At 58.0% G+C, this 17,792-nt stretch carries 16 protein-coding genes and 2 tRNA genes; 12 read left to right on the forward strand and 6 right to left on the reverse strand.

Going from position 1 to position 17,792, the window contains the following annotated elements:
• Window positions 1-39: 39 nt before the first annotated feature.
• Entirely contained in the window at window positions 40-702 is a 663-nt protein-coding gene (gene nblB / locus GFS31_RS11930) for a phycobilisome degradation protein NblB (protein ID WP_198805041.1), read from the forward strand.
• Between the two features lie 438 nt (window positions 703-1,140).
• Entirely contained in the window at window positions 1,141-1,590 is a 450-nt protein-coding gene (locus GFS31_RS11935; protein WP_198805042.1) for an ATP-binding protein, read from the forward strand.
• A gap of 59 nt (window positions 1,591-1,649) precedes the next feature.
• Here the strand turns inward: GFS31_RS11935 and GFS31_RS11940 are convergent, their stop codons facing one another.
• Window positions 1,650-1,964: a DUF6439 family protein gene (locus GFS31_RS11940; RefSeq protein WP_198805043.1), complete on the reverse strand. Its 315-nt coding sequence runs from the start codon at window positions 1,962-1,964 to the stop codon at window positions 1,650-1,652.
• Window positions 1,965-2,074: 110 nt separating this feature from the next.
• Between GFS31_RS11940 and GFS31_RS11945 the strand changes: the two genes are divergently transcribed.
• The 4 genes from GFS31_RS11945 to GFS31_RS11960 all read left to right on the forward strand — a co-directional run bounded on the left by GFS31_RS11945 (window position 2,075) and on the right by GFS31_RS11960 (window position 3,436).
• Complete coding sequence (locus GFS31_RS11945; protein ID WP_198805044.1) at window positions 2,075-2,488, forward strand: hypothetical protein; 414 nt, start codon at window positions 2,075-2,077, stop codon at window positions 2,486-2,488.
• 207 nt (window positions 2,489-2,695) lie between these two features.
• A tRNA-Tyr gene (locus GFS31_RS11950) sits at window positions 2,696-2,777 on the forward strand.
• Window positions 2,778-2,786: 9 nt separating this feature from the next.
• A tRNA-Thr gene (locus GFS31_RS11955) sits at window positions 2,787-2,858 on the forward strand.
• Between the two features lie 104 nt (window positions 2,859-2,962).
• Window positions 2,963-3,436, forward strand: coding sequence for a YchJ family protein (locus tag GFS31_RS11960; protein WP_198805045.1), 474 nt, complete (start codon window positions 2,963-2,965; stop codon window positions 3,434-3,436).
• A 58-nt stretch (window positions 3,437-3,494) separates the two neighbouring features.
• Here the strand turns inward: GFS31_RS11960 and GFS31_RS11965 are convergent, their stop codons facing one another.
• A complete protein-coding gene (locus GFS31_RS11965; protein ID WP_198805046.1) occupies window positions 3,495-6,035 on the reverse strand; it encodes an adenylate/guanylate cyclase domain-containing protein in 2,541 nt (846 codons plus the stop codon).
• 213 nt (window positions 6,036-6,248) lie between these two features.
• Between GFS31_RS11965 and GFS31_RS11970 the strand changes: the two genes are divergently transcribed.
• Window positions 6,249-6,500, forward strand: a complete 252-nt coding sequence (locus GFS31_RS11970) for a DUF167 domain-containing protein (RefSeq protein ID WP_198805047.1) — start codon at window positions 6,249-6,251, stop codon at window positions 6,498-6,500.
• Window positions 6,501-6,585: 85 nt separating this feature from the next.
• Window positions 6,586-8,082, forward strand: coding sequence for a sodium-dependent transporter (locus GFS31_RS11975; RefSeq protein WP_198805048.1), 1,497 nt, complete (start codon window positions 6,586-6,588; stop codon window positions 8,080-8,082).
• Between the two features lie 48 nt (window positions 8,083-8,130).
• Here GFS31_RS11975 and GFS31_RS11980 read toward each other — a convergent pair whose 3' ends face one another.
• Window positions 8,131-9,384 carry a TPM domain-containing protein gene (locus GFS31_RS11980; protein WP_198805049.1) on the reverse strand — a complete coding sequence of 418 codons (1,254 nt, stop codon included), beginning with the start codon at window positions 9,382-9,384 and terminating at the stop codon, window positions 8,131-8,133.
• 253 nt (window positions 9,385-9,637) lie between these two features.
• Here GFS31_RS11980 and GFS31_RS11985 point away from each other — a divergent pair, with 253 nt between their 5' ends.
• Window positions 9,638-10,474, forward strand: a complete 837-nt coding sequence (locus GFS31_RS11985) for an ABC transporter permease (RefSeq protein ID WP_317135029.1) — start codon at window positions 9,638-9,640, stop codon at window positions 10,472-10,474.
• 2 nt (window positions 10,475-10,476) lie between these two features.
• The gene (locus GFS31_RS11990; RefSeq protein WP_198805050.1) at window positions 10,477-11,259 is read left to right on the forward strand and encodes an ABC transporter permease; all 783 of its coding nucleotides are present in this window, start codon (window positions 10,477-10,479) and stop codon (window positions 11,257-11,259) included.
• 66 nt (window positions 11,260-11,325) lie between these two features.
• Here the strand turns inward: GFS31_RS11990 and GFS31_RS11995 are convergent, their stop codons facing one another.
• The 3 genes from GFS31_RS11995 to GFS31_RS12005 all read right to left on the reverse strand — a co-directional run bounded on the left by GFS31_RS11995 (window position 11,326) and on the right by GFS31_RS12005 (window position 16,016).
• Window positions 11,326-11,829: a hypothetical protein gene (locus GFS31_RS11995; protein ID WP_225907397.1), complete on the reverse strand. Its 504-nt coding sequence runs from the start codon at window positions 11,827-11,829 to the stop codon at window positions 11,326-11,328.
• 412 nt (window positions 11,830-12,241) lie between these two features.
• A complete protein-coding gene (locus GFS31_RS12000) occupies window positions 12,242-13,975 on the reverse strand; it encodes a tetratricopeptide repeat protein (RefSeq protein ID WP_198805051.1) in 1,734 nt (577 codons plus the stop codon).
• 61 nt (window positions 13,976-14,036) lie between these two features.
• Window positions 14,037-16,016: an NACHT domain-containing protein gene (locus tag GFS31_RS12005; RefSeq protein ID WP_198805052.1), complete on the reverse strand. Its 1,980-nt coding sequence runs from the start codon at window positions 16,014-16,016 to the stop codon at window positions 14,037-14,039.
• A gap of 192 nt (window positions 16,017-16,208) precedes the next feature.
• Between GFS31_RS12005 and GFS31_RS12010 the strand changes: the two genes are divergently transcribed.
• Window positions 16,209-16,682: an ATP-dependent zinc protease gene (locus GFS31_RS12010; protein WP_198805053.1), complete on the forward strand. Its 474-nt coding sequence runs from the start codon at window positions 16,209-16,211 to the stop codon at window positions 16,680-16,682.
• A 7-nt stretch (window positions 16,683-16,689) separates the two neighbouring features.
• A complete protein-coding gene (gene rimK / locus GFS31_RS12015; protein WP_198805054.1) occupies window positions 16,690-17,607 on the forward strand; it encodes a 30S ribosomal protein S6--L-glutamate ligase in 918 nt (305 codons plus the stop codon).
• The last annotated feature ends 185 nt before the right edge of the window (window positions 17,608-17,792 follow it).

A 17,792-nucleotide genomic window follows, 5' to 3' on the forward strand; every position in this document is an offset into this window, starting at 1 on the left:
GATAGTAATAGGAAGGAGTTATGTGCTGGAGGTTACGAAATGGCGATTACCCCCGATTCTGTGCGTGAACTACTGCATTCCGAGGACTATGGGGATCGCCTGCGGGCGGTGAACCAACTGCGAGAACTCGACCTTGCCGCCGCCTTTGACCTGGCCCAACTCGCCGCCAACGATGGCAACGCCCGCGTCCGCTATGCCGCCATCAGCCAACTGGCCAGCCTGGGTCAACAAGACCTCGCTACGGTAGAACCCCTGCTGCTCCGCGCCCTGACTAATGATCCCGAACCCGACGTGCAGGCTGCCGCTGCCGACGCCATTGGTGGCCTACAACTCCGCAGCGCCTACGCCGACCTGGCAGCGGTGTACCACAGCACCGGAGAGTGGCTGGTGCAGTTCAGCATCATTGCCGCCCTGGGCGAACTGGGCGAACCCCAAGCCTTTGCCCTGCTGGAGGAAGCGGTGAAATCCGACAACGATCTTGTCGTCACCGCCGCCATTGGTGCCCTCGGCGAACTCCAAGACGAGCGGGCCATTCCCCTGCTGCTCTCCTTTACCAACCACCCCGATTGGCAGGTGCGCCATCGCCTAGTGCAAGCCCTGGCCCAATTTTCTCAGACTGAGGCCCAAACAGCCCTGCAAAGCCTTGCCCAAGACAGTTCGGCCATCGTTGCCGAAGCCGCCGCCCAGCACCGTAACGGGTAAGGCTTGGAGCAACGGGTACCAGGTGACGCCATCCCTATTGTAGGCAACGCTTTACAGACTACAAATTCAACCCCGAAATTTGCTATGGTAGAGGAGTTGCAGCAATCTAGTTTAGAAGGCGCTAGCGGAATCAGGAGTGGCTCACCTTGGGTAAGGCTTTTACTCACGTGAGGATGTTACCAAAAAATCAGGGTTAAAGACACAGATAACTTCCTCTTTTCCATTGCCATGCGGCTGACCTTGTCAAATATGTGTTAGAAGCTCTGCTTTTTGCATAGTTTTACAAGGGTTGACCGAACGACAATCTGGTAAAGGGGCTATCCAAAAAACATTCATTAGGGCTGGCTTTAACAGCCTCTAACCTATCAATAACTTGCGGTTTCAAGAATTCTTTGGGCTGGATTATTCATTTCTATCAGCATGTTTGTGAGGTGTTGAGTGGTTGCAACTTCTCCGCCCCTGAGTCAGCAGAAGTGGGGCACGCTGAGCTTTGTTTCTACCCTATATCTACACCCAGTGCTAGATATTTTGGTGGCCGAGGTTCCTAAACAATGGCAGGCCGAAATTCGCTTAGGGCTGCAAGAAGCCCTGGTTAATGCCGCGAAGCACGGTAATGGCCTTGATCCCAGCAAGCAGGTGTCCGTCAAATACACCGCGACGGGCTCTCACTTTTGGTGGGTCATTGCCGATCAAGGCCAAGGCTTTTCCCATCCCTGCCCTTGCACCGAGTTTACCTACGACGAATGCAAGTCTCACGTGAGCGATTGTGGTCGAGGACTCTACATTCTCCACCAAATCTTTGATCAAGTGAACTGGTGCAGCGGCGGTCGCGAACTTCACCTCAACAAGCGCATCGCGCCCGCCCGCCGTCTGCCCATTATTCTCTAATCGGCCACGCCTAAGCCTGCCACCCTAGGGTCTTTCCTGCCAGCGCAGCCGAGAAGGGATTAGCTTGCCGACGGTGAATCGGTGCCCTTGGGCTGGCCGTGGGTAGGACAAGGGGGAGCCGTTACGGTGCGATTTAGCCAGCCTAGGGCCTGTTCTACCCTGGGGATGGCTTCATCGGGTTGTTGGCTCAGGAGATAGACGAGGGCCGCTGCCAGTTGTTCTTGGGCGCGGACTTGGCGGTTGCGGTTCAGCCGATGCCAATCATTGGGCTGAATGGCCAAACGCTCGGCTAGCACCTGGGCCAGTTCTAAATCCGACAGGGACTCCAGGGATGAATGGGCCTTGGGAAAGCCGATGGAAGGCGAAAACGTCATAGTGTCGAACCAATGGGGTTAACTAGGGTAGACCTTTTTTCCTATTGTGCATGATCATTTGAAATGTAAAGCCGTCCTGAAAGGGCGGGGTCTCAGACCCAGGAGTTTTGATGAAGTTCGGTTATCGACAGCGGCGCGGCGCGGCTCTCTCAACCACCTCCCAGCGGGGAGCCCTAGGATCGCCGACCCCAGAGCCATCCACCACCCTAGACGATCTGAGCACCCAGGCCGATCAGTTGGCAGCCCGCCTCCAGCACCTAAAAACGGGGATCAACAATATTCGCCACCTGCAAAGCCTCATGGCCCCCATCCATTCTCCCGACTCCCAGCGGCCAACAACAGAGCGAGAAGAGGCCCAAGCTGAGCTAAATCAACTTCAACAGGCGGTGGAGGAGTTTGAGATCACCCTCGCCAGTCACCTCTTGAGTTGGCAGCAGCTACGGGAACCCTTTTGGCAGGCCATCCGATACGGTGGCCTGGGCCTTGTGGGGGGCTGGGTGCTGCACTGGCTGGTGCGTGGTTAGGGGGCGGGCGGTGCCGTCCGGGGTGAGAGGACGGCTCGATCTCGCGATTGAGGGGGCATTCGCTGCCATGACGGCAGATTTTGGATCCTAAAACCTCCAGGCAGAATAATAGGTGCAAAAAAATCCTAAAAAATTGCCCAAAAACAGGAAACCTGTTGTTCAGAATCCGTCACCTTCCATGTTAGGATTTATAACTGTGGAAAGGACGGGTCGGTGCCCGAGTGGTTAATGGGGGCGGACTGTAAATCCGCTGGCTACGCCTACGCTGGTTCGAATCCAGCCCGGCCCATCCACACTTGCCCTTATAGCTCAGCGGTAGAGCACTCCCTTGGTAAGGGAGAGGTCACGAGTTCAAGTCTCGTTAAGGGCTTTCGAGGACAGCCGTATTTTAGCCGACGGGTGAAATACGTTCTGCTGTCGCTGTTACTCGACAAGCGTTATGTCTAGGCTAGCCGTCGCGTTTTGACTTCTGTCATGGGTTTCTGTCCAAAGGTCTGTCCCTGTGGCAGCGGGCTTGACTGGCAAGGGTGTTGCGGCCCCTACCTCCTCGGTGAGCGCTACCCAACCACGGCAGAGGCCCTGATGCGGTCGCGATATACGGCCTTTACCCAGGGGCAGGTTGATTACCTCATCGCTACCCACCACCCTACCCAGCGAACGCCCAACCAGCGCCAGCAGTTGGTTCAGAGTATTCAAAACACCACCTGGTTAGGCTTGCGGGTGCTGCAAACCCAGCAGGGTCAGTCTGGGGATCGCCAGGGCCAGGTAGAATTTATCGCCTATTACCAAGATCCCCAACCGGGGCAAATCCACGAGCGATCCCGGTTTAGCAAGATGAGAGACCGCTGGTTTTACGTGGATGGGGATCAACTGCCGCCTGTGGTGCCCCGTCGGAACGATCCCTGCTGGTGTGGCAGCGGCAAACGCTACAAACACTGCCATGGCTAGGGCTTGACCGGGCTACCCATCAACCCAGGGCACCAGCCACGGGGCAGCATGGCCGAGTCTATTTGGTGGTCATGATGTGAACGCCGTCCCAGTCTTGGGGTGGGGGTTCCGCCAGGTAGAGGTGGGTGCGGTCGATGTGGACGGCCACCGCTTTATCGTCGGGACGCATGGTTCTGGCTTTTTCAAACAGGGCCATGGCGGCGGGGAAGTCCATGGTGATGTAGGCGTCGCGGGCTTGGGCGTAGAGGTCTAAGAAGTCTTCGGTGGTGGATTCTAGGGGGGTTTGGCGATCACCAATCAGTTCGTAGAGTTTGACGGGCTGAAGCTTGCCTTTCACGCGGATGCGGTCGAGCTCACGCACCCAAATTTTGTCCTGACAGAGGGTGTGGGTGTATTCGCTGATCACAATGTCGCAGCCGTATTCCTTGGTAACGCCCTCCAGCCGGGAACTGAGGTTGACCCCATCGCCGATGACGGTGTATTCCATTTTGCGCTGGGAGCCAATGTTGCCGGAGACTACTTCGCCGGAGCTAATGCCAATGCCAATGCGGATTTCGGGCTGTTTCAGGTGCCGCCGTTCGTGGTTGAACTGGGCGAGTCGGCGGCGCATATCCAGGGCGCTTTGCACCGCCGACCAGGCGTGGTTGCTGAGGGGCAGGGGCGCACCAAATACCGCCATCAGAGCATCGCCAATGAATTTATCGAGGGTGCCCTCAAAGTTAAACACCGCCTCCACCATGGTTTCAAAGTAGGCGTTGAGCATTTCTACTACTTTGTCAGCTTCCAGGTTTTCGGTCAGGGTGGTGTAGCCACGAATATCGGAGAACAGCACGGTGACGTCCTTGCGTTCGCCCTTCATCAGCACATCGTCGCCGAGGGCCATCACTCGCTCCGCCACGCCGGGGGTCATATAGCGGTAGAGGGTGCTCTTCATCCGCTTTTCTTGGCTGATGTCCTCCAGCACCAGCAGCCCGCCCAGCACCTTGCCTTCGGGGTTGGTGAGGGGGTTCACCGTCAAGTTGACGCTGCGTTCTAGGGTTTTCACCTGGTCGGCGGCAAGCAGCGGCCCATGGGGATCGCCCCAGGGGCGGTAGTGATCGGCCTGGGCCGGATCGGGCAAGGCCAGGTGAATCGGGCCTTCTCCGGTCTCGTCGTTCCCCAGTTGTAGGGTTACGCGCAGGGTCTGTTCGGGCACGTAATGTCTGGCCCCATGGCCCAAGCTATCCTGCACCCGGAAGCGCATACTTTCAATGGGCATCACCTCCCACACCAGACGGTTCAGCAGTCGGGCCTGCCACTGATCTCGCCGTTCCCGTAGGTGGTCGCCTTCGTTGGAGCAGCCCAACAACGCCACCGCCGCATCGTTGATGGTGACAATGCGGCCCTCCAAATCTGTGGAGATCACCGCATCGGACAGGCTTTGGAGGATATCCTTTTGATACTGCTTTTCGACTAAGACACTTTCAAACAGCTTGGCATTTTCTAAGGCAATCCCCGCCTGAATGTTGAAGGCCCGCATAAAGGCTTCATCGGAACTATTGAAGGTGCCCTGAACTTTGTTAATTAACTGCGTGACGGCAATCAGTTTTCCCGATGAATTAAAGACGGGCATACAGAGAATGTTACGGGTAACATAGCCCGTGCGTTTGTCGGGTTCGGGGTTAAAGCGGGGATCTTGGTAGGCATTGGGAATGTTGAGCGTCTCACCTGTGCTAGCCACATAGCCCACAATGCCGCTGCCGATAGGATTGTGTAAATCCAGCATGGTTTTACCATCGCCCATCTTCACCCGCGACCACAACTCCCCCTTTTCCTCATCCATAATCCACAGGGTACTGCGGTCAGCCTGCATCAGTTGACGGGCTTCCTCCATCACCGATTGCAGGGTTTTTTCTAGATCCAAGCTCTGTTCTAGGGAGGAAATGGCCTTGAGCAGGGCCGCAACGCCTTTTTGATTGCGGGCTGCAATGTAGAAGGAATTGCAGCTTTCTAGAATCACCCCTAGGGATTCGGCAAACTCCTTAAAGTGGCGTTCATCCTCTTCATCAAAGGGGGTTTTATCGAGCTTATTTAGCAGTTGTACCACTGCCACAATGTTGTTTGATTTTGTACTTAAAACGGGCATACACAGGATGCTGCGGGTGCGGTAGCCCGTTTTTTTGTCGTAGGATCGGTCGAAGCGGTCGTCGTCGTAGGCGTCTGGGATGTTGAGGGTTTTGACATGGGTGGCTACGTAGCCTGAAATTCCCTTATTCATGGGCACCCGTAGCTCTAGGGAACGCTCTTGGTCGCCCTGGGCAATTTTTGACCAAAGCTCCTGCTTTTCGTGGTCTACCATGAAAATGGTGGTGCGTTCGGCCTGCAAAATTTGACCAATTTTGAGGGTAAAGGCTTCGAGAATTTGCTCTAGCATGATCTCCAACGATTCGTTGTTGATCATGTCGATGGCGCGGAGGAAATGCTCGAACTCGTCGGTGATGCGATCCAGCAGTTCGATAAACTGGGGCGTGGGCAGGTTGCTCACCCGATGGGTGAGGGAGCCGCTTTGGCTGGCTATCGAGATTGTGGCCAACATACTGCGATCAGACTGAGTGACCATAGAACACCCGGTTTAGCGTAATTTTAGACCTACCCGACTCAAAGCTGACCCGACTCAGATCCTTTGGAGCAGGTCTAGTACCTACTACTCTAACCGTATCTATTCCGAATCATGCGGGAAGTTCCCTCTGAACCCAGCGGGCCGCAACCACTATCCCACAGGAATGGCCTATGGCTCCGATCACCCCATCCCTCAATTAATCAGTGTATTGCCATGGGACAGCTTCAACTTATCGTGCAGGTGAAGCCCAACGCCAAGCAGCAAAAACTCGTGCGCCGAGAGGATGGCACATGGCTGGTGCATCTCCAGGCTCCTCCCACCGATGGCAAGGCTAATCAGGAGCTTGTGACCTGTTTGGCCCAGCATTTTGGTATTACCAAGGCGCAAGTGTCGATTCGTTCTGGCCACACCGGGCGGATTAAGCGGGTTTGGATTAACGCTGATAGCGTCACGGTCGATGACTGAGCGCTCAATCTGTTAAAGATTTTTAAGGCGCTGCCTAGGTCGGGGAAGGGGCAGTTTATTGTGCAAGGTTTCGGATGAGGTCGCTATGTCGCGTCAACAATGGTCGTCGCAGACCGTGTTTATTCTTGCTGCGGTGGGTTCGGCGGTGGGGTTGGGGAATGTATGGCGCTTTCCCTACCTGGCCGGACGCTACGGCGGCGGGGCATTTTTGATTCCCTACCTGTTGGCCTTTGTGCTGTTAGCCACGCCGATGCTGATTTTGGAGTTGGCCATTGGTCAGCGGATGCAGCGGGGGCCGATTCAATCCCTACGACGGATGCATCCAGCCTTTGGCGGGGTAGGTCTAGTGGCGGTGACTTCGGCTTTTTTGGTCGTGGCCTACTATGCCGTGGTGATGGCCTGGTGTTTGCTGTACCTGGTGCGATCCTTGGGGGTGCCCTGGGCCGATGACCCAGAGGGCTATTTCTTTGGTCAGGTGTTGCAAATCAGCGACAGCATTGGCCAACTGGGCGGGTTCAACTGGCCAATTTTAATTGCCCTGGCGGTAATTTGGCTGTCGATCTATTTCTGTATTTGGCAAGGCCCCAAGAGCGTGGGCAAAGTTGTGCTGTACACGGTGCCAATTCCGGTGGTGGTGCTGGGGGTGCTGTTTGTGCGGTCGCTGTTTTTGCCGGGATTTTTCGATGGCTGGCGGGTGTACCTCACCCCCGTGTGGAGCGCCATGCTCGATCCGGCGGTGTGGACGGCGGCAGCGGCCCAGGCGTTTCTCACCCTGTCCGTGGCCTTTGCCATCATGCTCACCTACGCCAGCTACAAACAGCCCGATGAGGACATTGTGAAATCCTCCTGGCTCACCGCCATTGCCGACCTCGCCATTAGCCTGTTTGCCGGGTTTGTGGTGTTCGCCGTCCTGGGCTACATGGCCTGGAGTACAGGGGTAACGGTACAGGATGTGGCTGCCTCTGGGCCGGGGCTGGCCTTTGTGGTGTTCCCCAAGGCCTTGAGCCTGATGCCCTTGGCCGGACTGTTTAGCGCCCTGTTCTTCTTTATGCTGCTCACCCTCGGCATCGACAGCGCCTTTTCGTTGATTGAACCCACCGTGGCGGCGGTGCTGGACATTCAGCCCGGACGCAAAAGCACCCACATCGCCGGATGGGCCTGTTTGGCGGCGTTCCTAGTCGGCACTCTTTACACCACCAAGGCGGGGCTGTACTTCCTCGATATCGTCGATCACTTCGTCACCACCTACAACGCCATCCTCGTGGCCCTGGGCATGGCCCTGCTGGGGGGCTGGGTGTTTGGGGCCGAAGCCCTGCGCCGCTACGTCAACGACATCAGCGACTGGCAAATAGGCCGCTGGTGGAATGGGGCGATTAAATGGGTGGCCCCCGTAGTGCTGGTGATTCTGCTGGCGACCCAGCTCTCCACCGACCTCCGCACCCCCTACGAAGGCTACCCCGCCTGGGCCTTGGCCATCGGTTGGGGCACGGTAATTTTGCCCGTGGGGGCCGGAATCGCCCTCAGCTTTGGGCCAAAAGCCAAATTCGACGACGAATCCACCGACAGCGAACTCACTGATTAGGGCTCTGCCGACGGAGACTCTGCCGATGGGGAAACCTCTGCTAGCCACCTACCAACTGCCGCTAGCCCCGCCCCCAGAGGACGAACCGCCGCCGCCGCCACTGCCGCCACTGCTCCCGGAGGAGGAATCGCTATCCCGTTCTAGGCGGGGCAGGATGACAGTGGTTTCGTCAGCGTAGTGGCATTGGCGGCAGTGGCGTTCCGCTAGGGCTTCCCCAGAACTACTGTAGGTCGCCGCCCGCAGCGTGGTTTGCTTTACCACTTCTAGGGTTTTGTAGCGGCAACGGGGGCAAGGGTTGAACTTTTGAAAGGGCATATTGAACTTGCGGGTGGTGCGCTGGCGGCAACTAGGGCATTCCCATACGCTGTGGAGCACCGACTTTAGCTCTAGCTCTAGGCGCTGTCCGGCATCGAGGTAGAACCTAGCGCTAGCGTCGTCCAGCTTCTTCATGCGCCGCTGACAGCCCGGACAGGTGGGGGTGAGGACAAAGTTGGTTCCTTGCCAAAACAGCAGCAACAGACTTCCTAGCAAGCCACCCCCCACCAGCAGCGATCTCACCCCGGCAGGCACGGGCAAACTGTCCCAGGCGGCGGGAATGCGCTCTAGGGGGCCAGGGGGCGATCCGGTGAGCGGTTCTACCATGGCTTCTACGCCACGCACCAGGCCCAGGCTATAGTAGCCGCTGCGGAACTGGGGCACCATATACTCGTCAATCACGGTCTTCATGCGGGCATCGTAGGCGGAACTGTAGCCCCGCCCCAGTTCGATCCGTACCGTGCGATCTGCCACCGCCAGCAGCACCAGCACGCCGTCGTTGCGCTGGGCATCCCCAAGCCCCCAGGTGTTGAACAGTCGAGTGGCAAAGGCTTCCACGGTGGGATCGCCCGTGCCGTAGGTGCCGATGGAGGGCACTGTTACCACCACCGCTTCGAGGCCGTAGGCTGTACGCAGGTGATCCAGCACGAACCGGATTTGTGCGGCATCGTGGGGTTCGATAACATTGGCATAGTCGTTAATCTGCGAATCTTGGCGAGCCGGATAGGCGGCCTGGGCTAACAACAGCGCATCGGGTTGGGTGCCTAGCCGAGATAACGAGGCTGGGCCTGCGGGAGCCATTGCGAAGCCTGCCTTATGGTCTGGGGCCGCCGCCGTGACCGCTTCAATGGGCGCAAATCCCAATCCCAGGCTGAGGGCCAAGATCCCCACCCCGATGACAGCCCCCCAAGCTCGCCCCGGCCCAACCCAAGCTGAGGGTACCGCAGGGCGCGGCAGTCTATCTGGTTCTGACGGTCGGTTACGCATGGCTCGGTTCCCAGTGCGGCATCCCTCGCCAGCCCAGGGCAGACGGCTGAGGGCTGGTTTACCCTACAACAGTCCCTCTGGCGATTCCGTTGGTTTGCAACATAGCGTTACGGATCCATTCTGACCCCGTGTTGCCTCGCCCTACCCAGGGGCAGCGGCCTTAGCGTAGGATGGCGAGTAGCTACGGCAAGGATGCCCCCGCTTTCCCGGCAATCTGGTGTAGCTTGCTCCGGTGTATTGTGTCGCTTATGTTGTGTCGCTGCTCTATCCTCAGCCCGTGAACCACGCCCTTCATCACGCTCTCCACCACGCCCTTAAACTAGCGCGGGTCATGCTGTCGGTTTACTACGCCTATATGGTGGAATACCGGGCAGAACTCTTGTTTTGGGTGCTATCCGGTACACTGCCGCTAATTTTGATGGGGCTTTGGGCTGAAGCGGCCCAAAGCGGCCAGTTTGCCCTCAGCCCGACGGAATTTGTTCAGTATTTTCTGGCGGTGTTTCTGGTGCGCCAGTTCACGGTGGTTTGGGTGATTTGGGAATTTGAACGGGAGGTGGTCGAGGGCAAGCTTTCGCCCTACCTGTTGCAGCCCGTAGATCCGGTGTGGCGACATTTCTTCAGCCACATAGCCGAACGCTTTGCCCGTTTGCCCTTTGCCCTGGTGCTGGTGGGGTTATTTTTGGTGCTCTATCCCCAGGCCGCTTGGTGGCCGAGCCTGGGCAATGGCGTCCTGGCGCTGCTGGCGATTATCCTGGCCTTTGCCCTGCGGTTTTTAATGCAGTACACCTTTGCCCTCCTCGCGTTTTGGACAGAGCGGGTGGTGGCCCTAGAGCAGTTCTGGTTTCTGCTGTATATCTTTTTGTCGGGGATGGCAGCTCCCCTCACGCTGTTTCCTGATCTGGTGCGGGCGGTGGTGCAGTGGACGCCCTTTCCCTACCTGATTTACTTTCCGGCCAGTCTGCTCACCAACCAAGCCGACCACATCGTTCAGGGATTTGCAGCCATGGGGCTGTGGGGAATCGCCTTTTTGGCGCTGAACCGCTGGCTGTGGCGGCGGGGGCTGCGGCAATATTCGGGCATGGGGGCCTAGGTATGGAACGCTACGGACAAGTGTTGCGCCTATTTTGGAGCACCGCCATCGCCGCCGAGTTGGAGTATCGGATCAACTTTGTCATCGCCACCCTGACCAGCCTAGGCAACCTAGCAGGCAGTCTATTTGGCCTGTTTTTGTTCTACCAAACGGGCTATCAATTCCAGGGCTGGAGTTGGGATGAAGCCTTGCTGGTGCTGGGCATGTTCACCCTGCTCCAGGGCTTTTCTGCCACGGTACTCATCCCCAACCTCAACAAGATTGTGACCCAAGTCCAAGAGGGAACCCTCGATTTTGTCCTCCTCAAGCCCATCAGCTCACAGTTCTGGTTGTCTACCCGCATCTTCTCCCCCTGGGGTCTGCCCGACCTCGTTTTTGGCCTGCTGATCCTGGCCTATGCGGGGCGTCGCTTGGGGCTGGGCTGGGGAGACTATCTGTTGGCCGTGCCGCCCCTGCTCTGCGGTGCCCTGAGTTTGTATAGTTTGTGGTTTATGCTGGGGGCCACCAGCATTTGGTTTGTCAAGGTCTACAACGTCACCGAAGTCTTACGGGGGCTGCTAGAGGCCGGACGCTTCCCCATCGTGGGCTATCCCGCCGCCTACCGCGTTTTCTTTACCTTTGTGATTCCCGTTGCCTTTCTCACCACCGTCCCCGCCCAAGCCATGCTGAACCAAGGGGGACAGGGCTGGTTCCTAGCCTCGGCGGTGCTGGCAGGAATACTGCTATTTCTGGCCAACCGATTCTGGCGCTTTGCCCTCCGGTTTTACACTAGCGCCTCTAGCTAGCAGCTCAGGTTATTCGGTGTTTCAGTTGGTCGGTGTTTCAATGGGGGAAACGACCGAGATTCAGAATTAGACCAAATCCCTAGCACGACGGATTGTATAGGGCAAAACCCCCACCAGTAGAGCAAACGCCTCGTCTGGAATGTGCTCTACTGTATCGGGGGTGAAGTAGCTCTTGAACTGCTCTAGGATCATACGAGCCCGGTCAATGGCCACGGGTTTATCCGTAAAGTTTTGGGTGAGACGTACCCATTGCAGTCGAATTTTGAGGGCTTTCTGCTGCTCCTCTGCCGAGGTGGCCGACAACAGCGACAGGCTGCCAAGGGGGATCACACCACAGCAGTCTTGATCTAGACCACCGCCCACCGCTGCACCGGGGCCAGCAAATTCGGTATAGAACTGTTTGTGAAGAATCAGCCCATTGCGTCGCCGACTGTTGACAACCCACAGGTCTTGGCCGCGAATTTTGGCCAAAATGTCATCGGGTTCGGCGGTAGAGGCTCCCTGTCCTTCCGTCAACTTGGCTTGGTAGCGGGTGGCCATAAAGACATTGTGGGGGAAGGAAGATCGCATCGATCATACCTATTCTAAGACACACCTTTCCTCGGCGGTCACAGGATGAATCAAGTTCTACTTAAGGATGCCTGAGTTCTTTAAAGAATCCTGTAAATCTTCCATGAAGTTCTGAATGTCTCCGCCCACCATGATCTGAATAGGCAGAATCACCCCTGGGGCGACTGAGCAATCCGACTCATACCCAATCCGAACTACGCTGGCCCTCACCCTAAATCCCTCTCCCCCAGGGAGGGGGACTTTGAAACGCTAGATTCCCCTTTTTCCGTGGAAGCGGGATCTGGGGGTGTCGCTTGCTTCCCGCAGGGTGGGCTGACTAGGCATCAAGCCCCCGACCTGATCCCGAACTGAGGTTAGCTCAGGTTCACTGACGAACTCTGACAAATGCCGCCTTTGGTCGAGGATTTGGCGATTACAGATTACGCATCTGATCAAGGGTTTGACGATAGCCAGCGGCGTTGCCTTGCTGGAGGTAAAGGTTGGCGGCTTGTTCAAAGTCTCGTCGCGCCCCTAGGCTATCCCCCAGACGGGATCGCACCATGCCCCGGTTGAAAAACAGCTCTGGATTGTTTTGGCTGGGGCCTTGCAGAATGGCCTGGGTGAGATCCTCGTAGGCATTCTGAACTTGCCCCACCACCAGGTAGGCATTGCCCCGCGCCCCATGAACCTGGGGGTTATTGGGCTGTATGGCGAGGGCTTGACTGTAGTCATCAATGGCTCCTAACGGATCTCCTAGGGCCATCCGCGCTTCGCCCCGAGATAGGAAGGCTTCCACATAGCTTGGATTGATGAAGATAGCCTCGCTGTAGCTCTCCAGGGCGGCGGTGAAGTCCCCTCGCTGGCGCAGCACATCCCCCCGCAGTTTGTGGGCGACGGCAAAATCAGGATTGAGTTGCAGCACCCGCGCAAAGTCTTGTTCTGCGCCGCTCAAGTCTCCCTGGCTGGCCCGAATGGTGCCCCGGCTGAGGAAGGCTTCGGCCAGTTGAGGGTTGAGCTCTAGCGCCCGGTCAAGATCCTGGCGGGCACGGGTGGGGCGTCCTTGCCGGAAGTAGATGTGGCTGCGGTTGAGGAAGGCGTTGGCCAGTTGATTGTTGCGCCGAATAGCGTCATTCAAATCGCTGAGGGCGGCATCGTACAGCCCTAGACGATAGTAGGCCACCCCGCGCCCCATGTAGGCTCTGGGGAGGTCGCCCTCTAGCTCAATGGCGCGACTGAAGTCAGTAATCGCCTCCGCATAGTTCCCCAAAGACTCATGGGCAAAGCCCCGCAGCAGGAAGGCCGAGGCCTGGTTAGGATCAATGGCAATGGCGGTGGAGAAGTCCTCAAGGGCCAGGTCATAGCGCCCTCGCTCGGCGTCAATCAGCCCTCGATAGAGGTAGGCATTGACTAGGGTGTCATCGAGGGTCAACGCCGTTTCAAAATCGGCTAGGGCCTGACTGTTGTTGCCCTGACGATAGAACACCGTGCCCCGTGCCAGGTAGGCCGTGGCGTTGCTAGGGGAAACAGCAATGGCGCGATTGAAATCAGCCAGGGCCAGATCGTCCTGCCCCTGTTGCGCCAACGTCAGCCCGCGATAGAGGTAGGCGAGGGCATTATTGGGATCCAGCTCAATGGCCCGGTTGAAGAACTCCAGGGCCTCAGAGTAGTTCTGGCGATTGTAGCGTTCGATGCCCTGGTTCAGTGCCTCGGCTGCCATGGTGCGGGGGTCTACCGCATCCTCTGCCGTACCCTCTGCCGTGTCTCCAGGGGCTGGGACATCTAGGGGGATCTCCTCAATGGGCGGAGCTTCCCACAGACCTCCATCCAAGAGCCAGCTATCGCCCCCATTGTCGTCATCGCGGCCTGCTGAGGCAGGTTCGGCGGCTGGCGGTTTTTTGTCGTCGTCGCTCTCTAGGGAAGCCGGATCGATCAGCGGGGTCTCAGGGCCGTCAGTCGGGCCATCAGCCGTCGGGCCGTCCGTCTCTACAAGCCCTGGATCTGGCACGGGACTGGCGGGGACGGTATCTTCAGGGGCTATTGTTTCGGGGGCTGTGGTCTCAGCGGGTGCGGCTTCGGGCGGGGCTGTCTCCTGAGCCTGGGTGCCCGAAGATAGGCTCACCAAGGTTCCCAAAACCCCACCGATCAGCAGGTGATAACGTCGCTTCATAGTGTTTCCCTCCATCGCCGGGGTCTGGCCAACAATACTCAACCCTGGCGCTAATGATAGGTCAGCTTTTTCGGGATGGGCGATTAAGATTATTGGACTGAGGGCTAGCTTCTAGGACGGCCTTCAGCGCTAGTCGTTCCCGCACCTGGGGATGGAGGAAGCGATAGTGCCCTGCCAGGTGCTGCACCAGATGGGCAGCTTGAGCCGTTTCTAGGGCCTGGGCGAGATTCCACGGCATCACCCCAGATCGATGGAGAACAAGGCGCAGGGCCACATGTTGAACGCAGATCAGCACATTCTGAAAAATAGTGGCCCAGAGCACCAGGGCGAGAATCAGCGTTGCCAAGGCCATTGCTGGGAACCTGTGGGGAACAAGGCTGGGGGCAATCCAGGGCAACACTTCCTCCACCCCGGCCTTCAGCACAATCCATAACCACAGAAATAGGGCTGTCAATCCAAGGCTGTGTTCCAGCCGCACCCAAATGCCATGGTTCGGACGCTGGCGCAGGGCAACCTCATCCCCCAAGATTTGACTGAGGCCATAGATCAGCCCCCCCAACAGGCCGCTGGGCAGCAGAACCATCAGCCTCACGGCCAACCCCACCACGAGACCCATCAGCAGACCTACCCCAAATCCGATCCAGCTTTGGGAAGACAGCAGTACCCCAATCCCGGTGGCGGTGCTGATCAGCACAATAAAATTGATTTGCCGTACCGCAATAAACCGCAGAAAGGTTGGCAAATCTGGGTAGAGGTCGGCGTTGGTGTTGATGGCATCACGGCTCCGCACTAGCACAAACATCAGGGTGATGACGGCAAACGCCAGCAGCCCTGAGAACGGCCCAATCAACACACCAAAGAGGGATCCCCCAGCTAGCCCAAACAGCAGCCCGCCCCAGAGACGGTACTGCCACCGCTGGGATGATCCCTGGAGCAGATGGGGCTGCATGGCTTCTAACCACAGTTCATCGTAGGGGTGCTGCTGGGCCAGCCAGGGCAGCCATTGATGGGGCGGCTTCGCGGCGGCAAGACTAGGGAGCAAAGACCATCTCCCGGCGGGTTTGCGCCCTAAAGGTGGGGGCAAAGGGGCCTGGATGGCCGACATTTGGCGCAGTTGTTGGTCAATGAAGCAGTCGATGAGAGATTCTTCGGAGGTGGGCCAAGTGGGGGCAGTGGCGGGCATCTGCTCCTGAAGCAGCAGGGCCAACCCCAAGCAAAGGGGATTACGTACCAGGGCCAACCGCTCTGGCTGACAGCTAACGGCCCGCCACCAGTCTTCCTGGCCTAGGGATCCGAGGATAGCAGCCAGTTGATCCTCCGGGAGTGGGTGCAGGGTCAGAACCGTCCGAAAGCCTAGGTCATCGCCCTGGCCCGCCAGAACCAGAGGATAGCCCAGGGCCAGCCACGGCTGAAGCCAAGCGGCCCAAGCGGCCTGCACCGAGGGCGTAATTTCGTCCCAGCCGTCCAGCAGGGGCAGCACCTCACCGTTGACCAGCCAGCGCTCGGCCAGATTAGGATCAACGCCATACTTGTGCCACAGTGCCCCCACCAACCACGCTAGACCGCTGTCCTCAGCTTCAACCTTGGCCGACAAGTGCAGCAACACCGGAACCGGAGCTTGGTCATTCACCTCCGCCTGCTGCCCCAGATGATCCGCCAACTCAACTAAGATCGTGGTCTTACCTAGGCCCGCTGCCCCAGCAATTCTCAGTTGGCCCGCCGTTGTGGGATGGCTAAACCGATCCCTCAGCGCTACCCTGTCTATGGGTTCCCCCGTCGTCAGGCTGGGCGGATCTTCCGGCATGGCCCAACAGCCCCGCCCAAGGGGGACATCGGGCAGCATCATCGGCAGCCCTTGGGCCTGGGCAACGGCGACGGGCAAGGATTGTTGCTGGCGATCTTGGACTTCTGCCGCCACCGCTGCCATCAATCGCCTGCGGCTAGATGGGGGGAGATCCTCCGTGGGTAGTCGCACCATCCCGACCCGCGACGCCCAAGATTTCAGCGGTTCGCCCTGCCGACCGGACTCACGACGCCCCATAGGCCCTCCTTTCCCTCCTAGGGTTAACCGCATTTTAGGGCAGACCCCGGTGAAGGCTGATATTTTAAGGAACAACGGGTAGCGGCGTTAGCGACACTCAGCGAGTCAACGGGTAGCGGCGTTAGTGATACTCAGCGAGTCAACAGGTAACGAGTCAACGGGTGTGGATGATGAGAACGGTTGGGGTAGCGGATGAAAGAGGGCAGAACAGCGCGGGGGGTGATTGGCTGGCGCGAGTGGGTGGCGCTGCCCGCCTTGGGGGTGCCTGCCATCAAGGCCAAGGTGGACACGGGAGCCCGGTCTTCGGCCCTGCACGCCTTTGATTTAACCCACTTCGACCGCGACGGTACCGCCATGGTGCGGTTTCAGGCCCACCCGATTCAGCGCGATGATCGCTATATCATCACTGCCGAGGCCACCCTGCTGGAGGAGCGCTGGGTGCGCAATTCGGGAGGGCAGGAGGAACTGCGCCCGGTGATTGAAACCACGGTGCAGGTCGGCGAACAGATCTGGCCCATCGAACTCACCCTCACCAATCGCGATGTGATGGGCTTTCGGTTCTTGCTGGGGCGACAGGCGGTGCGGCAACGCTACCTCGTCGATCCAGGTCACTCTTTCCTGCAACCGTTGCCCTCCTGCCCAGATTTCTTCCACTCGAGACCTTAGACCCGCCATGAAGATTGTGATTCTCTCTAGGGATGCCACCCTCTACTCCACTCGGCGACTGAAGGAAGCCGGAGAAGCGCGGGGCCACGAAGTACAGGTCATCGACCACCTGCGCTGCTACATGAACATCACCTCCCACAAGCCCACGGTGCTTTATCAAGGCAAAACCCTAGAGAATGTCGATGCCGTCATTCCGCGCATTGGGGCCTCCAGCACCTTCTACGGCACAGCGGTGGTGCGCCAGTTTGAAATTATGGGCGTGTTTACCGCCAACACATCCATGGCCATTTCCCGGTCGCGGGATAAGTTGCGATCTTTGCAAATCATGGCCCGCCGAGGCATTGGCCTACCCGTCACCGGATTTGCCCACTCCACCAAAGACATTGATGGATTGGTGGACATTGTGGGCGGTGCGCCCCTGGTGATCAAACTCCTAGAGGGTACCCAGGGCATTGGCGTGGTGCTAGCAGAAACCCAGCAAGCCGCCAAATCGGTGATTGAAGCCTTCCGGGGGCTAGACGCCAACATTCTGGTGCAGGAATTTATTAAAGAAGCCGGGGGCATGGACATCCGCTGCTTTGTCATTGGCGATAAGGTGGTCGCCGCCATGAAGCGCCAGGGCGCACCGGGAGAATTTCGATCCAACCTTCACCGGGGCGGATCCGCCAGCCGCGTGCGCCTCACCCCCGAAGAACGCAGTACCGCCATTCGGGCCGCACGGGCCATGGGGTTGCGGGTGGCTGGGGTAGATATGCTGCGCTCTAACCACGGCCCTGTGGTCATGGAAGTCAATTCATCCCCCGGTCTAGAAGGCATTGAAACCGCCACAGATATTGACGTTGGCGGCAAAATTATTGATTTTGTGGTGAAACAAACTGCCCGCAAGAATGCCAAAAAATCTGCCAATGACCACACCAACTACTAAGGCTGGCTATTCTGTGGCCTAGACATCGGTTGGATTACAGACCTCCATCCGGGGGCCGACCGCAAACCCGACGCTAGGGTGTTGGCCCATCAGACGGCGGGTGGCCTCGGCTCAGATTGACTCCGTGATTTCACTGAGAATTACTATTGCTTTTAATAACGACTCATACCTAGGGGGATATCAGG

The sequence above is a fragment of the Leptolyngbya sp. BL0902 genome (assembly GCF_016403105.1).
GTDB lineage: Bacteria > Cyanobacteriota > Cyanobacteriia > Phormidesmidales > Phormidesmidaceae > Nodosilinea.

Bases quoted from the DNA above. Each gene is read 5' to 3' on its own strand.
- nblB (WP_198805041.1), top strand. From the start codon at position 40: ATGGCGATTACCCCCGATTCTGTGCGTGAACTACTGCATTCCGAGGAC.
- GFS31_RS11940 (WP_198805043.1), bottom strand. From the start codon at position 1,964: ATGACGTTTTCGCCTTCCATCGGCTTTCCCAAGGCCCATTCATCCCTG.
- GFS31_RS11945 (WP_198805044.1), top strand. From the start codon at position 2,075: ATGAAGTTCGGTTATCGACAGCGGCGCGGCGCGGCTCTCTCAACCACC.
- GFS31_RS11960 (WP_198805045.1), top strand. From the start codon at position 2,963: ATGGGTTTCTGTCCAAAGGTCTGTCCCTGTGGCAGCGGGCTTGACTGG.
- GFS31_RS11965 (WP_198805046.1), bottom strand. From the start codon at position 6,035: ATGGTCACTCAGTCTGATCGCAGTATGTTGGCCACAATCTCGATAGCC.
- GFS31_RS11970 (WP_198805047.1), top strand. From the start codon at position 6,249: ATGGGACAGCTTCAACTTATCGTGCAGGTGAAGCCCAACGCCAAGCAG.
- GFS31_RS11975 (WP_198805048.1), top strand. From the start codon at position 6,586: ATGTCGCGTCAACAATGGTCGTCGCAGACCGTGTTTATTCTTGCTGCG.
- GFS31_RS11980 (WP_198805049.1), bottom strand. From the start codon at position 9,384: ATGCGTAACCGACCGTCAGAACCAGATAGACTGCCGCGCCCTGCGGTA.
- GFS31_RS11990 (WP_198805050.1), top strand. From the start codon at position 10,477: ATGGAACGCTACGGACAAGTGTTGCGCCTATTTTGGAGCACCGCCATC.
- GFS31_RS11995 (WP_225907397.1), bottom strand. From the start codon at position 11,829: ATGCGATCTTCCTTCCCCCACAATGTCTTTATGGCCACCCGCTACCAA.
- GFS31_RS12000 (WP_198805051.1), bottom strand. From the start codon at position 13,975: ATGAAGCGACGTTATCACCTGCTGATCGGTGGGGTTTTGGGAACCTTG.
- GFS31_RS12005 (WP_198805052.1), bottom strand. From the start codon at position 16,016: ATGGGGCGTCGTGAGTCCGGTCGGCAGGGCGAACCGCTGAAATCTTGG.
- GFS31_RS12010 (WP_198805053.1), top strand. From the start codon at position 16,209: ATGAAAGAGGGCAGAACAGCGCGGGGGGTGATTGGCTGGCGCGAGTGG.
- rimK (WP_198805054.1), top strand. From the start codon at position 16,690: ATGAAGATTGTGATTCTCTCTAGGGATGCCACCCTCTACTCCACTCGG.